Raw genomic sequence first — 13,410 nt, 5'->3', positions numbered from 1 at the left:
TATATTGACTGGTGATCAGCGGTATCGAGCATGTCCGGTGCCGCTTCTCCAAAAAATCGAACGCCGGTCTAGAGTTTCGACCGAATTTCCAGAGGCTGGAAACACCTGCGTTGCGTTGGGCTGGCCCCTCGCGCGCCCGATGGAGTACGACCCATGATCGCTTATCTCATCCTCGTGCATCGCTTTCCCGAGCAATTCAAACGCATGTTCCGCGCAATCTATGCTCCAGGCAATCATTATCTGATTCATGTCGACGCCAATTCAGGGCGGAAAATGGCAACTGACATCGCCGACTTCATCGCGCCCTATCGGGGCAGCGCCATCCTGGAATCGCGTAAGGCGGTTTGGGGCGGTTACAGCCTGGTCGATGCCGAATTGAGGGGCATGGCCCAATTGCTCGAAATGGGCGCGACCTGGCGATATTTTATTAATCTGAGCGGTCAGGATTTTCCGCTCAAATCCCAAACTTACATCGCGGATTATCTCGCCAAGCATGACGGCACGCAGTTCATTCGGGCGATCGACCAGCAACTTACCCGTCCTGACACGATGAACCGTATCAGCCATTATTTCCTGGAAGCCTTCAGCCGCATCTACCGCACCGGCCTGCCTCGCACATATCTGTCGGGCGTGACGCCCTTCATCGGCACCCAATGGAAAGCGGTGACTCGCGATTTCTGTCATTTTGTCTGCCATGACCGTCGCGCCATCCGGTACAAGCGCTTCTATCGCGGGACGTTTATCGCGGACGAAGCGTTTTTCCAGACTGTCATGAAGAACGAGTTTCCTGATGCCCCCGTCGCTAACGACGATCTTAGGACGATCGATTGGATACCCGATGGCGACATCAAACTCCGCCCGCGCACTTTCACGATCCATGACCAGATGCGGCTGACGCTCAGCAAAGATCTGTTCGCGCGCAAATTCGACAGTAACGAAGATAGCGAGATACTCGATCTGCTCGAGGTTCACCTCAACTCGACACAGGCGCGTAGTCTTGATCATGGCGCCTATCGTGAGCCGATCAAGGTCGATGGGCCAGAACGAGAAGGCCGGATAGCGAACCCTGCAGCCTAGGCCCCGCACCGAAGATACGGCCTTTCCGTTCCCAAAGATCGGAGATGGCCCCTAAACGGCAAAATGGGTCTGCACTCCTGTGGAGCGTTGTTCCTATGGCCATTGCGGCCATAGGAGATGTGTCATGGGATTATCAGAATTTGATCCCGCCGCTCGCGAGCGGGTGTCGTGGAACGCCGGACGCAAGGTTGGTGCGAAGCGAGCGCTCAAGCCCCGTCAGATATGGGCGATCCGCTTCTTTCTCGACCAGCATGGGCGGGTCCGGGACAGGGCCCTTTTTGACCTTGCCATCGATAGTAAGTTACGCGGGTGTGATCTGGTCAAGATCAGGATCAGCGACATCGTTTGTGACCGAAAAATAAGGACGAGGGCTACGGTCGTACAGCAAAAGACCGGCCGGCCAGTCCAATTCGAACTGATGGATGACGTTCGCGCGAGTCTGTTGAAATGGCTCGAACTGCGGTGCGGATCCTTGGATGATTTTGCGTTCCCTAGCCGCACCGATCACGCAACCCACATAAGCACAAGGCAATATGCCCGCCTTGTCGATGAGTGGGTTACAGGAATTGGATTGCCCAGCGAGGATTATGGTACCCACTCTCTACGGCGGACCAAGGCATCGATCATCTACAAGGCAACCGGGAATCTCCGCGCGGTCCAGATTTTGCTTGGGCACACAAAGATTGAAAGCACGGTGCGTTACCTCGGTGTTGACGTGGAAGACGCGTTAACTCTCGCAGAAGGCACAGAAATCTGAGCTCGCCTGGCTCCTTGTCACTGCAAGGAGCCAGGATCCAGACTGCGGCGGTCACCCGTCAATCGTGAACATCACGAATGCAAAAGCGGCAGGTGTCCTGGCGGAGAAGGAAAATTGGTGGATGAGCGTCCGGCAAGGATCGCGGCCGGAGATGGTAGGGATGGCAGCTGCCACTGCAATTCTCGACGGATCCGGGCGATCATGTCAGGATGGCTCAAATCTGAGCGGTCGGAGATTCTCGGATGCAGACGAATGGACAAAGTGAAGCGTTCCGCGATTGGCTGATGAAGCAGACCGGCCGGGATGACTGGATCGGCACGCTGGCCAATCAGGCTAAAGCGGGTCTCCAGTTTCGCGCGGCGTCGATGACTGAAGATCTTGGTAAACGTCTTCAGAAATTCAGTGCCGAGGGCGACAGCTTTGAAGTGCTGGCTGACGCAGAAACCGAATGGCAGAACGCGTGACCGGGATCGCTAATGCTGTATGCGTTGATGATACTCCACAGGCGGTAAAACAACGATGCCGTGAAGAAGGAATTCATTACTCGTTACTTTCCGAAGGGCTGATATTTGGCACAATATTGGTTTGTCGGACGGCGGAAGATGCCGCTCATGTTTTGCGGGTGTATGGCGACCTTGCGCATAAGCGGTTGAAAGGCGATCACTGCTGACTGATCGGAAATGACACGGGCTCGCTGAGCGCATCGATCAGTTGATGGATTGCAGAACCGGCTGGCCGCTCAGCCGACAATAAGAAGGGTACCATGCTTGATGCGCTGCCGGATGGACGGGCGATCGTGAACATGATGACATTGTGACAAGTTCAGGAGTTTGCGAAACCTCGGTCCGGGTTGTCGCTCAGCAGCCTTTCCTCCTCACTGATTTCCTGTTCGCTCTGAGAGCGCGCCGTCTCGGCCATAGCGCGTATCTTCTCGCGGCGAGCTTCGCGCCGCTCTGCAAAGGCCGCCTCAGTACCCCATGCGTTAGCCGCCCGGCGGGCAATCGCTCGCTCATTTTCTAACGACGCCTTATCAGCGCGGTCGCGCTGGATGGCCTCCTGCGCGCGACAGAATGTGGATGAGGGTTCCATGGCATATCCTTCCAAAAGATCGTGCCCAATAAGCTTATGAACGGAAGCAGAATCAGGAGGGCGGATGATCCCGTCTCGTTTGAGCGATCGCATCAATGAGGCGAGAGTATCGATACTCCCTGTATTGAAACTGCACCCCTATCATCCGGGTGATGCCATAAAGATGCATCTTCGCAGCATCGCCTTCATCGAGCTCTACAAGAATACTCGTGCTTTCTGCATTGCTGCCTGAAAGCAGGTGCGCCGGACCACCAGCGTCGCCTTCTACTGGCGATGACGATAATGCCGCGCGCGACGCGCGTAGAGCTTGCGATGTGCCGCTTATGTGTCCATTGGCAAAATCGTTGGCCAGGACCCTTCTTTTACGATGGATTTCCGAACCGGGCGTCTCGACGTCGATCCCCGAGGTTGCTGGGGACGTAACATTAAGCTTTTCATCTGAGTCACATCCATCATCCCAGCTGTCTTCACAACTGTGATGCGCGGCTTCACGGCGGGCCGCCTCAGAAAAGGGTGCTAACGAAAAATCGGACGAAGCAACCGGCTTTTCCACGGCCGTTACCGCATCTACTAGTACAGACATAATTCGTCTCCAAGCATGAGCGGGAGCACGAACTATCTCTCTGCTGTATTCAAGCCCAAGGCGTTAGGAGTGCAGTATGTTCGATATAGGATGTGAAATCGGGAATACCATGGGTGGCGAACGATTTTGAGCAACTGTCGCGCTTCGTCTTTGTGAGAGTACGAAAAAATGGATTGCTAAGTCCTTTTCCCGTTCGCTGCGCCGAGCATTCATCTCTCCTCCACTTAACATTTTACCATGATGGGAATTTTAGAACATAAGGGCAACGAGATGCAGCTGTTTTTCGCAGAGGTGATCCTCGGTAGACGCACTTCGCAATCATTTTACAGACAGCGGAAATTCCGCAGGCGGCCAGCATCGATCGCTCAGGCCCGAAAAGCGGAACGTCCGGACCTGCGGCACGAAAACTGGCGACTAAACGGCAAAGATGGGTCGACCGCGGAATCAGGGCTGGCCCGCTATCGCTATAGCTGAAAGGTCCGCAGTGGTGGCGTCGATAGGCACACCAGCCTCCTTCCGTTCGGAGTATCGGTCAACGAGCTGCGACGCATGCGGCCGCATCAGCACGGTGAAGCGGACCAGTTCCTCCATCACATCGACGATGCGCTCGTAGTAGCTCGATGCCCGCATCCGGCCGTCTTCGTCGAACTCCTTGTAGGCCATCGCCACTGACGACTGATTAGGGATTGTGAACATCCGCATCCAGCGGCCCAGCAAGCGCAGCGAATTGACGGCATTGAACGATTGCGAACCGCCGGACATCTGCATGACCGCAAGCGTTCTTCCCTGCGTCGGCCGCATCCCGCGGATCTGGAGCGGCAGATGATCGATCTGGGTTTTCATGATGCCGCTGATCTGACCGTGCCGCTCCGGGCTGCACCAGACCATGCCTTCCGACCACAGCGCATGCTCACGCAGCTCGTGCACCGCCGGGTGATCGTCTCCCGCCACCTGATCGGGCAGCGGCAGATCGCTGGGATCGAAGATCCGCGTCTCGGCGCCAAAGAACTCTAGCAGGCGCGCCGCCTCTTCCACCGCGAGGCGCGAAAACGAGCGTTCCCGCAGAGAGCCGTAGAGCAGCAGAATACGCGGAGGCGGTTGATCCGGGCCAAGGCCAGCGGCAGGACGAGCCAACGCGAAGGCCTTGTCCAGAGCAGGAAGATGATCGGGGGCTGCGAGTTCGCGCAGTCTCATGCGGAAATACCTTTCTCGTACCAGGGACGGGTCCGCTTCACCAAGGCGACGATCGATAGCATCACCGGCACTTCGACCAGCACGCCCACGACCGTTGCCAGCGCGGCGCCGGAACTGAGGCCAAAGAGGCTAATCGCGGCGGCCACAGCCAGTTCAAAGAAATTGGAGGCGCCGATCAGCGCCGACGGGCCGGCGACGCACCATGCCACACCGAAGCGGCGGCTGAGCCAATAGGCGATGCCGGCGTTGAGATAGACCTGAAACAGGATCGGCACGGCAATCAGCGCAATCACCAGCGGTTGCCGGAAGATCTGCTCGCCCTGAAAGCCGAACAGTAGCACCAGTGTCAGCAGCAGGCTGGCAAGGCTGATCGGGCCGGTGGCGGACAAGAAATGCTGGAGCCGCTTCTCGCCCCCGCGAAGTAGGACTCGGCGGAGCAGTTGCGAGATGACCACTGGGACGACGATGTAGAGTCCCACCGACAGCGCCAACGTGCTCCACGGCACGGTAATCGATGCCACGCCCAGCAGCAGTCCTACGAGCGGCGCGAACGCAAAGGCCATGATCAGGTCGTTCAGTGCCACCTGGCTCAAGGTGTAGTTCGGCTCACCATCGACGAGGCTGGACCAGACGAAGACCATCGCCGTGCAAGGCGCTGCAGCCAGCAGGATTAGCCCGGCAATGTAGGACGACGATACGCCTTCAGGCAGCATCGGCGCGAACAGGTGGCCCAGGAAGAAGGTGCCGAGCAATGCCATGGAGAATGGCTTGATCGCCCAGTTCACTACGATGGTAATGCCGATACCACGCCAGTGCTGCCGAAGGCTATGGAAGGCGCCGAAATCGACCCGTAGCAGCATCGGGATGATCATGAGCCAGATCAGGCCCGCCACCACGAGGTTGACGTTGGCGATCTCCAGCGCTGCGATCGCCTCGAAGGCGCCGGGAAGCAAATGGCCGAGACCGATCCCGACTACGATGCACAGGGCCACCCACAGCGAGAGATAGCGTTCGAACAGCGACATGATCGTCAGTCCTTCCCGGAAGCGATAGGCGCGGTCGCCGTGCCGCCGCCCAAGGCGATCTGCATGTAAACTGTGTCGAGCCAGCGGCCGGCCTTCCAGCCCATGCCGGTCAGGCAGCCGACCTGCTCAAAGCCGCAAGAGCCGTGTAGTGCGACCGAGGCCGGTTCGCCGCCACCGATGACAGCGACCATCTGCCGGAAGCCATAGGCATCGGCGGCCTCCAGCAAGGCCTTGAGCAACAGCTTGCCGATGCCGCCACCGCGCCGGTCGTGCGCTACGTAGATGCTGTTCTCGCAAGCATAGGCGTAGGGCGGTCTGTCCCGGAACTGCGTGGCGTAGGCATAGCCCACCACCTCAGATCCATCGCAGGCAACCAGGAATGGCCAACTACGTCCGGTCACCGTCAAGATCTTCTCGACGGTCTCGTCCCCGGTCGGTGGCACAACTTCGTAGGTCGCGGTGCCATTCAGGACGTGATGCGCATAGATTGCGGCGATAGCTTCCGCGTCGTCGACATTCACCCTACGAACCGAAAGGCTCATCGCCGGGTCGCTTCCACGACTTCCCCGTTTTCCTTGACGAATGTGCTGCGCTGGTGAGCTGGCAGCAGGTCCAGCACTGCTTCGGAAGGCCGGCAGAGCTTCACGCCCAGTGGCGACACGACCAGAGGCCGGTTGATGAGGATAGGATGCTCCATCATCGCGTCGACGAGGGCCTCGTCCGTCAAGGTCTCGTCGCGGAGGCCCAGTTCGGCATAAGGCGTCCCCTTCTCGCGCAGCAGAGCGCGCGGGGTGATGCCGGCGCGGTCGATGAGTTCCAGGAGCAGCGCGCGGCTCGGCGGCGTCTTCAGGTACTCGATAACATGAGGTTCGATGCCGGCATTGCGGATCATGGCCAGGGCATTTCGAGAGGTCCCGCAAAGCGGATTATGGTAGATCACGATATCGGTCATTGTTGCCTCTTCAGCAGCAGGTAAGTTCGGCCAGAAGCGGCTCACACAGTTCGGCGCGCCCTTGGCAGCAATCCTTTGCCAGATAGATCATCAGTCCGCGTAGCGCATCGAGGTTGGCTCGCTGGATCTGTTGGCGACCTCGCTTCTCGGACAGGACCAGCCCTGCCTTCGCCATCACGGCCAGATGGGTCGAAAACGTGCTCTGGGTCAGCCCCGATGCCTCTACCAGTTCGCCGGTCGACAGCCCTTCGGGCTCATGCCGGATTAGCAGGCGGAACGCATCGAGCCGCGTCGGATGGCCGAGAGCGGAAAGGATCGAGAGTGCCTCATCGGTTGCCATGCATCGGAATTATCCGATGCGATATGGCCCGTCAACCAGATATCGGATATTCCCGATGCTTTATTCGTCAGTCAGGCTTGAGGGCAGCTTGGGACCAATTGGTAGATGGAAGCTGGCATTCCGAGATCGGCTCGACGCGCGGTTGGAACGGAAAACCTGACCGTCTGCTCCTGGGGCTCAAAAATCGCCCCTCGAACGGCAAATTTGGGTCGAGATCGGCGGGATCTGGGACTTTGCTGCCGTTCGCCTGCGGCATGTCGAACGGCGCCTCTCGTCAGAAGCCGACATTCAACGTTCGCCCGACCGGCCTCTGGTTATGTCAGAAGCTTGGCCGTTATACCAAGGATCATAGATGATGACTCCCCGCGCCAATGCCGAGGCGATCAAGGCGGCGGGCATTTTCCAGCGCTTTTATGTCTCGACCGGCATCGGCCATGAGTTCCTGACCTAGGGGCCAAACCTGTACGAAATGGCGCCGTTGCTGTTTCGCGACCGCACGGGGGCGGGGCATCCGAGGAATTCAATTGCGCGCGTGTTTCATTGCAAATATGCGTAATCGAAGATCACGCCGTCGCGGGAGCGACCCTCGGCGGCGTGGCAGGCAAAGCAGGGGCGGAGCAGGGTGCGCAGCACGAAGCGGCAGGATCTACACGTCGCGCACCGTTGCTGCAGCGGGCCTGCCGCGCTCGCCCTACTGCTCGCCTCTACCGGCACCGCAGTAGCGCAGGAGGCGCCGCCGCCCCCGCTCAGTTTTCAGGCAGCGCTCGCCAGGCTCGACAAAGCCTCACCGGGGCTCAGCGGCGACGACCATGCCGTCCGCGCCAGCGAGGAAATCGCCGCCGCCACCCGAACGCTGCGCCGCCCGGTGGTCACCGCCTCGGCGAGCGTGATCGAATATCAGAAGACGCTCTCGGTCGACCTGTCCGAGCCCAAGGCCGATGCGCTGAGCGCCACCAACGGCTTTCTAGACCAGCTTGGCGGGCAATTCTCCGGCGCGAGCGCGCAGATTGTGGCGCAGGTGACCCAGCGGATCGGCGCGGCCCTGCCCCGGCTGTTTGGCGCGATTCCCAACACGCTGGAGTTCCAGACGCGCGACACCGTGTTCCGTCCGGCGATCACCGCGGCGATGCCGCTCTATACCGGCGGCGCGATTCCCGCCGTCCAGAAGGGCGCGGACGCAGCGGTAGGCATCGCCCGGGCCAAGCAGGCGGGCGGGCAGGATCTCTCCCGCGTCAATCTGGTGCGCGCCTATTTCGGCCAGAAGGTCGCGAGTCAGCTGACCGTATCCACCCGCGAACAGCTCGAAGCCTTCGACCGGCACCTCTCGGACGCGCGCAAGCTGGAAGCGGAAGGCGTGCTCGCCCATGCCCGGGTGCTGGAGGTGGAGGTCGCGCGCAACACCGCCCAGCGCGCCTTCGAGCATGCCCGCAGCGAGGAGGCGATCGCCACCGATACGCTGGCGCGGCTGCTCGATCAGCCGCTGGGCGTCACCGCCTCCACTCCGCTGTTCGTCCATTCGGAGCCGCTGCCGCCGCTCCAGCGCTTCCTCGACGGCATCGACCAGTCGCCGCGCGCGCAGGGTGCGGATGCCGCCAAGAGCGCAGCGCAGGCCGGGGTGGATCTCGCCAAATCGCGTTATCGCCCCCAGGCCTTCGCCTTCGGCAGCTACAACGCCAATCGCAACAACGCGCTGCCGACCGAGCCCGACTGGATCGCCGGCGTCTCGCTGCGCATGACCCTGCTCTCCAACTTCGATCGCCAGAAGGCGCTCTCGGCCGCCCGCGAGAACCAGGCCGCCGCCGCCGATGCCGCCGCGCAAGCGCGCCGCGACGTCGCCGGTGAGATCGTTCGCGCCTGGAACATCGCCGAAGCGGCGCGCCGCTCCTTCCTGCTGCTCGATGCCAACCTCGCCGCCGCGCAGGAAAATCTGCGCGTGCAGCAGCTTTCCTTCCGCGAAGGCGAGGTCGCCTCATCGGCGCTGATCGATGCCGAGGCGGCGCTGTCGACAGTCCGCACCCAGCGGCTCGCCGCCGCCTATGAATATGACCTGGGGTTGATGGCGCTGCTCGCCGCCAGCCACCGCGTCGACGACTATAGCGACTTCATGGCGCGTGCCGACCGGCACGTGGAGGACCAGCAATGACCGACGAGACCGCGGCTCCGCCGCGCCGCAAGCCGCCCATCCTCGCGATCGTGCTCGGCATCGCGGTGCTGGTGCTGATCGTCGGCGGGCTGTGGCTCGCCAACCGGCCCGCACCCGAGCAGCTGCAGGGCATGGTCGATGCCGACGAGGTCAATGTCGCCACCAAGGCGCTCGCCCGCGTCGAGACTCTGGTGGCCGAGGAAGGCCAGCGCGTCCGCGCCGGCACGCTGCTCGCGACGCTGTCGAGCCCGGAGATCGCCGGCGGCAAGGCGCAAGCGCAGGGCGCGGTGGACGCCGCCCGCGCGATCGCCTCGGAAACCAATGAGGGCGTGCGGCAGGAGGACATCGCCTCGTTGCGCTCCACTTGGCAGGCGGCGCAGGCGGCAGCCGACCTCGCCGCAGTGACCAGCCGGCGCACCGCGAACCTTTATGCGCAGGGCGTGGTCGCGGCGCAGCGGCGCGACGAGGCAGCGGCAGCGCGCGACGCCAGCGCCAAGCAGGCCGAGGCCGCGCGGCAACAGTATCTCAAAGCGCTCGCCGGCGCACGCCCGCAGAACAAGCAGGCGGCCAACGCCCAGGTCCGCATCGCCGAGGCGGCGCTGCAGACCGCCACCGCGCTCGGCAGCGAGACCCAGCTGGTCTCGCCGATCAACGGCGAGGTTTCGCGCAAGCTTGTGCAGCCCGGCGAAGTCGTCAGCCCGGTGATCCCCGCCTATCAGGTGCTCGACATCGACCATAGCTGGGTAGCGCTCACCGTGCGCGAGGATCGCTTCAAGTGGATCGCGATGGGCAAGCGGCTGCACGGCCACATCCCCGCGCTCGGCCGCGACGGCGATTTCGCGGTCTATCATATCGCCCCGCGCGGCGACTTCGCGACGTGGCGCGCAACGCGGCAGGCTTCGGGCTATGACGTCCGCGCCTTCGAGGTGAAGCTGCGCCCGGTCACGGCGATCCCCGGCCTGCGCCCCGGCATGAGCGTGCTGTTCGACTGGCCGCAATGAGCGCCTTCGGCCACGCCTTGGGGGCGGAGCTGCGCCATCTGGCGCGGGACCGCTGGGACCTGGCCGGGCTGACGCTGATCCCCGCGCTTCTGCTGTTTCTGATCGGTGCGATGTTCTGGCAGGGATCGATGCGGCGGCTGCCGATCGTGGTGATTGACGACGATCGCAGCTCGGCGAGCCGCGATATCCTGCGCGCGATCGACGCGGCGCCGCTGGTCCATATCGTCGCGATGCGCGCCACCGAGGCGGAGGCAGTGGAGGAAGTGCGGCGCCGCCATGCCAATGGCTTCGTCCACCTGCCCAAGGATCTCGGCGCGGGGCTTGCCCGCCACCGCACGCCGGTAATCCGCATCCTCTACAATGCCAGCTTCCTATCTTCCGGCTCGCAGGCGGCGAGCGGTGCGGAGAGCGCGGTGCAGGCCGCCGCCGCGTCGCTGGTGGTGGACCAGCTTTCCGGCCACGCCCTGCCCCCGGATCCGACGCGGCGCTTCGCCGTCGAGGCGGTGCCGCTCAACAACGCCGCGTCGAGCTTCGAGTGGTTCCTCAGCACGCTGATCTATCCGGCGGTGCTGCATCTGGTCGCGGCGGTCACCTCCGCGATGGCGCTGGGCCGGGAACTGGAGGGGCGGTCGCTCGGCGGCTGGGCGGCGCGCAGCGGCACGATCGTGCCCGCACTGTTCGGCAAGCTGCTGCCGTATGTCGGAGCCGCAAGCCTGTGGGGCATCGCCTGGCTGCTGTTCGTGACGCTGGGGCGCGGCTGGCGGGTGGAGGGCAGCGTAGCGGCGATCGTCGCGGGGCAGACGCTCTTCTATCTCGGCACCGCCGCGATTTCCGCGCTGCTCGTCGCGGCCACGCGCGAAACCGCCACGGCGCTGTCGGTCTGCGCGGTCTATGCGGGTTCGGCGTTAGCCTATGCGGGCGCCACCCTGCCGCTCAACGGCGGCAGCGGCTTCGCGCGCTTCTGGAGTGAGGTGCTGCCCCTCACCCATTACCTCGCGCTCCAGACCGGGCAGCTGGGCGGACAGGATGTCGCCACCATCTTCCCGCCGATTCTGGCACTGCTCGCCTATGTGCTGGTGCCGGGCGCGCTCGCCTGGCTGCTGATCCGGCGGCAGGCGCGATGAGTTTCGCCGCCGCCTTCCGCGCCACCTGGGCGACGGTGCTGACCTCCCGCACCCTGCTCAGCACGATGCTGCTCGCGGTGGTGCTCTATGCCTTCTACTATCCGGCGCCCTACAGCCAGGAAGTCGCTCAGCAACTGCCGGTGGTGCTGGTCGACGAGGACGGCAGCGCGCTCAGCCGCGAGCTGGTCCGCAACCTCGAAGCCACGCGCGCCGTGATCGTGGCCGAACATGCACCGAGCGTAGCCGAGGCTCAGGCGCAGCTCCGCGCGGGCAAGGTGGACGGCGTGGTGCTGATCGCCCGCGGACTGCAACGCCAGCTGCGTACCGGCGCGCCGGGGGCCGGGATCGCGGTATGGGTCAATGCCTCGTACCTCCTGCGCGCCAGCACGATCGGCGAGGCGGTGACCGAGGTGCTGCGCGATCTCGCCGTCGAGAAGCTGGACGTGCTGGGCCAGGCCGTGCGCACCGGGCCGCCGGTCACCATCGTCCGCGAGCCGATGTTCAACCCGACCGCGGGCTACAAGGGCTATGTCTTCCCCGCCGTGACCATCGTCATCATCCAGCAGACCCTGCTGTTCGGCGTCGCTACCTTCGTCGGCGGGCGGCGGCGCGATGGGCGCTGGCGGATGGGGCATGGCGAATATCTCGGCACGTGGGCAGCGTTCACATCGGTTGGGCTGCTGACCTGCCTGTTCCTGTTCGGCTTCATCTTCTGGGTGCAGGGCATCCCGCACGACGAGAATGTCGCGGGCATGCTGCTCGCCGCACCGTTGTTGGCGGCCTCGGTCGCCGGGCTGGGGCTGTGGCTGGGCAGCTATTTCGACCGGTCTGAGCGGGCGATGATGATCCTCGCGCCCACCTCCGCGCCCTTCTTCTTCCTCTCGGGCACTGCCTGGCCGCTCGACCAGATGCCGGGCTTCGTCTGCGCGGTGGCGCAGCTGATCCCCTCGACCAGCGGCGTGCAAGTATTCGTGCCGCTTAACCAGATGCACGCCAGCCTCGCCGACGTGGCGCCGGGGGTGCTCACGCTCCTCGGCCTTGCGCTCCTCTATGGCGGGCTAGGCTGGTGGCGGATCACCGGGCTGCGTCAGAAACTGAAGCTGAGCTAGCCGGCGACGAAGTCCGAACTCGCATAGCCTGCCTTGGCCGACGCCGGCCCAGCGGCGAGATGCTCGTAGCGGCCGGTCAGCGACAGCCGCGGGGTGAGTGACCAAACCTCCTGCAGCCGAGGGACATCGGAGGTCCGAGTGTGGCGGACTTCACTCTTTATACCGAAGGCGATCAACCACGATGCGGAAGGCTGTGGTTGCCTAGGGCCGCTTTTGGCCCGAGCGGTCGTTCAAAGTGACTGGTGGGAACGGCTTGAGCTGGTCGACACTTGCCGGATTAGCGTACGGTCTGCACGTGGGAAGCGAAATTTGGACGCTGAGCGGCTGGAAAGGGTCGGTTGTGATGCATCCGACCACCCGGCCGTGGGATCATTCCGCCGTCCCAACTGGCTTGGCCCAACGACAGCTTTTCATATCATCTGGCGTTCGCAGTCCGCCCTGCGAAGCCGGCCTCCCGTAAACGCGGCGCGGGGAAATATCGGTCGCGGCAAGGCAAAATTCCTGGCGCTAGCTAGGTCTCACATCCTTGATCGGGGAAAAATGAGCGCATCCATGGAGAAGATGCCGCCGCCACGGGCGACAAGGGGAAGCAGGATCGCGGCCCAGCTGAGATGGGTCGGCCATGCTTCGGGATAGACAAATGTCTGGATAACCAGGGTCATGCCCAGCAGGGCGAGCGCCGAAAGCCGCGTGAACAGGCCTAGCAACAGCAATATCGGGAAGAGATGCTCCGCCCAGGTCGCCACTGTTGCAGCAAGGTCGGGGGGGACGATCGGCAGGGCATATTCGGTGCGGAACAGCTCATATGTGCTGTCGGTGATAGTGATGATGCCATTCACCTTCGTGCGTCCCGACAGGAAAAATATCGCGGCAATGCCCAAACGGGCGACCAGCAGTAGCAGCGCATCAGGCAGCAGCGCCTCGATCCGCCGAACGAAGACATCGCGCATTTTCAGGGACAGACTCATCGTTCGTCTCCAGGAAGTGTGGCCGGGACGGAATGGCGCCCCGGCCGC

16 protein-coding genes are annotated in these 13,410 nt (G+C 62.8%); 8 read left to right on the top strand and 8 right to left on the bottom strand.

The genetic code is table 11. The features are described from left to right. The first annotated feature begins 153 nt into the window (after nt 1–153). The 4 genes from DIZ22_RS15360 to DIZ22_RS21855 all read left to right on the top strand — a co-directional run bounded on the left by DIZ22_RS15360 (nt 154) and on the right by DIZ22_RS21855 (nt 2,504). On the top strand, nt 154–1,077 hold the full coding sequence (locus DIZ22_RS15360; protein WP_122928383.1) for a beta-1,6-N-acetylglucosaminyltransferase: 924 nt from the start codon (nt 154–156) through the stop codon (nt 1,075–1,077). Nucleotides 1,078–1,201: 124 nt separating this feature from the next. Continuing rightward, nucleotides 1,202–1,834: a tyrosine-type recombinase/integrase gene (locus DIZ22_RS15355; RefSeq protein WP_122928382.1), complete on the top strand. Its 633-nt coding sequence runs from the start codon at nt 1,202–1,204 to the stop codon at nt 1,832–1,834. 242 nt (nt 1,835–2,076) lie between these two features. Next, a complete protein-coding gene (locus DIZ22_RS15350) occupies nt 2,077–2,298 on the top strand; it encodes a hypothetical protein (protein ID WP_122928381.1) in 222 nt (73 codons plus the stop codon). Continuing rightward, entirely contained in the window at nt 2,283–2,504 is a 222-nt protein-coding gene (locus DIZ22_RS21855) for a hypothetical protein (protein ID WP_164488898.1), read from the top strand. Before DIZ22_RS15350 ends, DIZ22_RS21855 begins: the two co-directional genes overlap by 16 nt. Nucleotides 2,505–2,656: 152 nt before the next feature. Here the strand turns inward: DIZ22_RS21855 and DIZ22_RS15345 are convergent, their stop codons facing one another. The 7 genes from DIZ22_RS15345 to DIZ22_RS15320 form a co-directional block, all read right to left on the bottom strand. Further along, nucleotides 2,657–2,923 carry a hypothetical protein gene (locus tag DIZ22_RS15345; protein ID WP_122928380.1) on the bottom strand — a complete coding sequence of 89 codons (267 nt, stop codon included), beginning with the start codon at nt 2,921–2,923 and terminating at the stop codon, nt 2,657–2,659. Nucleotides 2,924–2,975: 52 nt separating this feature from the next. Further along, the gene (locus DIZ22_RS21850; RefSeq protein WP_164488897.1) at nt 2,976–3,506 is read right to left on the bottom strand and encodes a hypothetical protein; all 531 of its coding nucleotides are present in this window, start codon (nt 3,504–3,506) and stop codon (nt 2,976–2,978) included. A 444-nt stretch (nt 3,507–3,950) separates the two neighbouring features. Beyond that, nucleotides 3,951–4,700 carry an arsenical resistance protein ArsH gene (gene arsH, locus DIZ22_RS15340; protein ID WP_048938941.1) on the bottom strand — a complete coding sequence of 250 codons (750 nt, stop codon included), beginning with the start codon at nt 4,698–4,700 and terminating at the stop codon, nt 3,951–3,953. Continuing rightward, complete coding sequence (gene arsB, locus DIZ22_RS15335; protein ID WP_048938942.1) at nt 4,697–5,725, bottom strand: ACR3 family arsenite efflux transporter; 1,029 nt, start codon at nt 5,723–5,725, stop codon at nt 4,697–4,699. Before arsB ends, arsH begins: the two co-directional genes overlap by 4 nt. A 5-nt stretch (nt 5,726–5,730) precedes the next feature. Then, on the bottom strand, nt 5,731–6,267 hold the full coding sequence (locus DIZ22_RS15330; protein ID WP_122928379.1) for a GNAT family N-acetyltransferase: 537 nt from the start codon (nt 6,265–6,267) through the stop codon (nt 5,731–5,733). Further along, nucleotides 6,264–6,677 carry an arsenate reductase (glutaredoxin) gene (arsC, locus tag DIZ22_RS15325; protein WP_048938944.1) on the bottom strand — a complete coding sequence of 138 codons (414 nt, stop codon included), beginning with the start codon at nt 6,675–6,677 and terminating at the stop codon, nt 6,264–6,266. The genes DIZ22_RS15330 and arsC overlap by 4 nt, the downstream gene beginning before the upstream one ends. A 10-nt stretch (nt 6,678–6,687) precedes the next feature. Then, nucleotides 6,688–7,017 (bottom strand): metalloregulator ArsR/SmtB family transcription factor, encoded by a 330-nt coding sequence (locus DIZ22_RS15320; protein WP_048938945.1) that lies wholly within the window; start codon nt 7,015–7,017, stop codon nt 6,688–6,690. Between the two features lie 622 nt (nt 7,018–7,639). Here DIZ22_RS15320 and DIZ22_RS15315 point away from each other — a divergent pair. Genes DIZ22_RS15315 through DIZ22_RS15300 form a run of 4 tightly spaced genes read left to right on the top strand, consistent with a single transcriptional unit; the run spans nt 7,640 to nt 12,394 of the window. Continuing rightward, on the top strand, nt 7,640–9,160 hold the full coding sequence (locus DIZ22_RS15315; protein WP_063141607.1) for a TolC family protein: 1,521 nt from the start codon (nt 7,640–7,642) through the stop codon (nt 9,158–9,160). Continuing rightward, nucleotides 9,157–10,161 carry an efflux RND transporter periplasmic adaptor subunit gene (locus tag DIZ22_RS15310; RefSeq protein ID WP_017502347.1) on the top strand — a complete coding sequence of 335 codons (1,005 nt, stop codon included), beginning with the start codon at nt 9,157–9,159 and terminating at the stop codon, nt 10,159–10,161. Before DIZ22_RS15315 ends, DIZ22_RS15310 begins: the two co-directional genes overlap by 4 nt. Continuing rightward, a complete protein-coding gene (locus DIZ22_RS15305) occupies nt 10,158–11,285 on the top strand; it encodes an ABC transporter permease (RefSeq protein ID WP_122928378.1) in 1,128 nt (375 codons plus the stop codon). Before DIZ22_RS15310 ends, DIZ22_RS15305 begins: the two co-directional genes overlap by 4 nt. Further along, complete coding sequence (locus DIZ22_RS15300) at nt 11,282–12,394, top strand: ABC transporter permease (protein ID WP_122928377.1); 1,113 nt, start codon at nt 11,282–11,284, stop codon at nt 12,392–12,394. The genes DIZ22_RS15305 and DIZ22_RS15300 overlap by 4 nt, the downstream gene beginning before the upstream one ends. 518 nt (nt 12,395–12,912) lie before the next feature. Here DIZ22_RS15300 and DIZ22_RS15290 read toward each other — a convergent pair. Continuing rightward, a complete protein-coding gene (locus DIZ22_RS15290; RefSeq protein WP_048938959.1) occupies nt 12,913–13,362 on the bottom strand; it encodes a DoxX family protein in 450 nt (149 codons plus the stop codon). Nucleotides 13,363–13,410: the final 48 nt, after the last annotated feature.

Origin of the sequence: Sphingobium sp. LF-16, from assembly GCF_003711185.1 — a bacterium.
Classification (GTDB): Bacteria; Pseudomonadota; Alphaproteobacteria; order Sphingomonadales; family Sphingomonadaceae; genus Sphingobium; species Sphingobium yanoikuyae_A.
Note: the sequence above shows the minus strand (reverse complement) of the source record. Positions and strands in the feature narration are given on the sequence as shown.

What these genes read in the sequence shown, in the direction of transcription:
- DIZ22_RS15320 (WP_048938945.1), bottom strand. Translation starts at nt 7,017, where the DNA reads ATGGCAACCGATGAGGCACTCTCGATCCTTTCCGCTCTCGGCCATCCG.
- DIZ22_RS15305 (WP_122928378.1), top strand. Translation starts at nt 10,158, where the DNA reads ATGAGCGCCTTCGGCCACGCCTTGGGGGCGGAGCTGCGCCATCTGGCG.
- DIZ22_RS15300 (WP_122928377.1), top strand. Translation starts at nt 11,282, where the DNA reads ATGAGTTTCGCCGCCGCCTTCCGCGCCACCTGGGCGACGGTGCTGACC.
- DIZ22_RS15290 (WP_048938959.1), bottom strand. Translation starts at nt 13,362, where the DNA reads ATGAGTCTGTCCCTGAAAATGCGCGATGTCTTCGTTCGGCGGATCGAG.
- DIZ22_RS15330 (WP_122928379.1), bottom strand. Translation starts at nt 6,267, where the DNA reads ATGAGCCTTTCGGTTCGTAGGGTGAATGTCGACGACGCGGAAGCTATC.
- arsC (WP_048938944.1), bottom strand. Translation starts at nt 6,677, where the DNA reads ATGACCGATATCGTGATCTACCATAATCCGCTTTGCGGGACCTCTCGA.
- DIZ22_RS15310 (WP_017502347.1), top strand. Translation starts at nt 9,157, where the DNA reads ATGACCGACGAGACCGCGGCTCCGCCGCGCCGCAAGCCGCCCATCCTC.
- DIZ22_RS15345 (WP_122928380.1), bottom strand. Translation starts at nt 2,923, where the DNA reads ATGGAACCCTCATCCACATTCTGTCGCGCGCAGGAGGCCATCCAGCGC.
- DIZ22_RS21855 (WP_164488898.1), top strand. Translation starts at nt 2,283, where the DNA reads ATGGCAGAACGCGTGACCGGGATCGCTAATGCTGTATGCGTTGATGAT.
- arsH (WP_048938941.1), bottom strand. Translation starts at nt 4,700, where the DNA reads ATGAGACTGCGCGAACTCGCAGCCCCCGATCATCTTCCTGCTCTGGAC.
- arsB (WP_048938942.1), bottom strand. Translation starts at nt 5,725, where the DNA reads ATGTCGCTGTTCGAACGCTATCTCTCGCTGTGGGTGGCCCTGTGCATC.
- DIZ22_RS15360 (WP_122928383.1), top strand. Translation starts at nt 154, where the DNA reads ATGATCGCTTATCTCATCCTCGTGCATCGCTTTCCCGAGCAATTCAAA.
- DIZ22_RS15350 (WP_122928381.1), top strand. Translation starts at nt 2,077, where the DNA reads ATGCAGACGAATGGACAAAGTGAAGCGTTCCGCGATTGGCTGATGAAG.
- DIZ22_RS21850 (WP_164488897.1), bottom strand. Translation starts at nt 3,506, where the DNA reads ATGTCTGTACTAGTAGATGCGGTAACGGCCGTGGAAAAGCCGGTTGCT.
- DIZ22_RS15355 (WP_122928382.1), top strand. Translation starts at nt 1,202, where the DNA reads ATGGGATTATCAGAATTTGATCCCGCCGCTCGCGAGCGGGTGTCGTGG.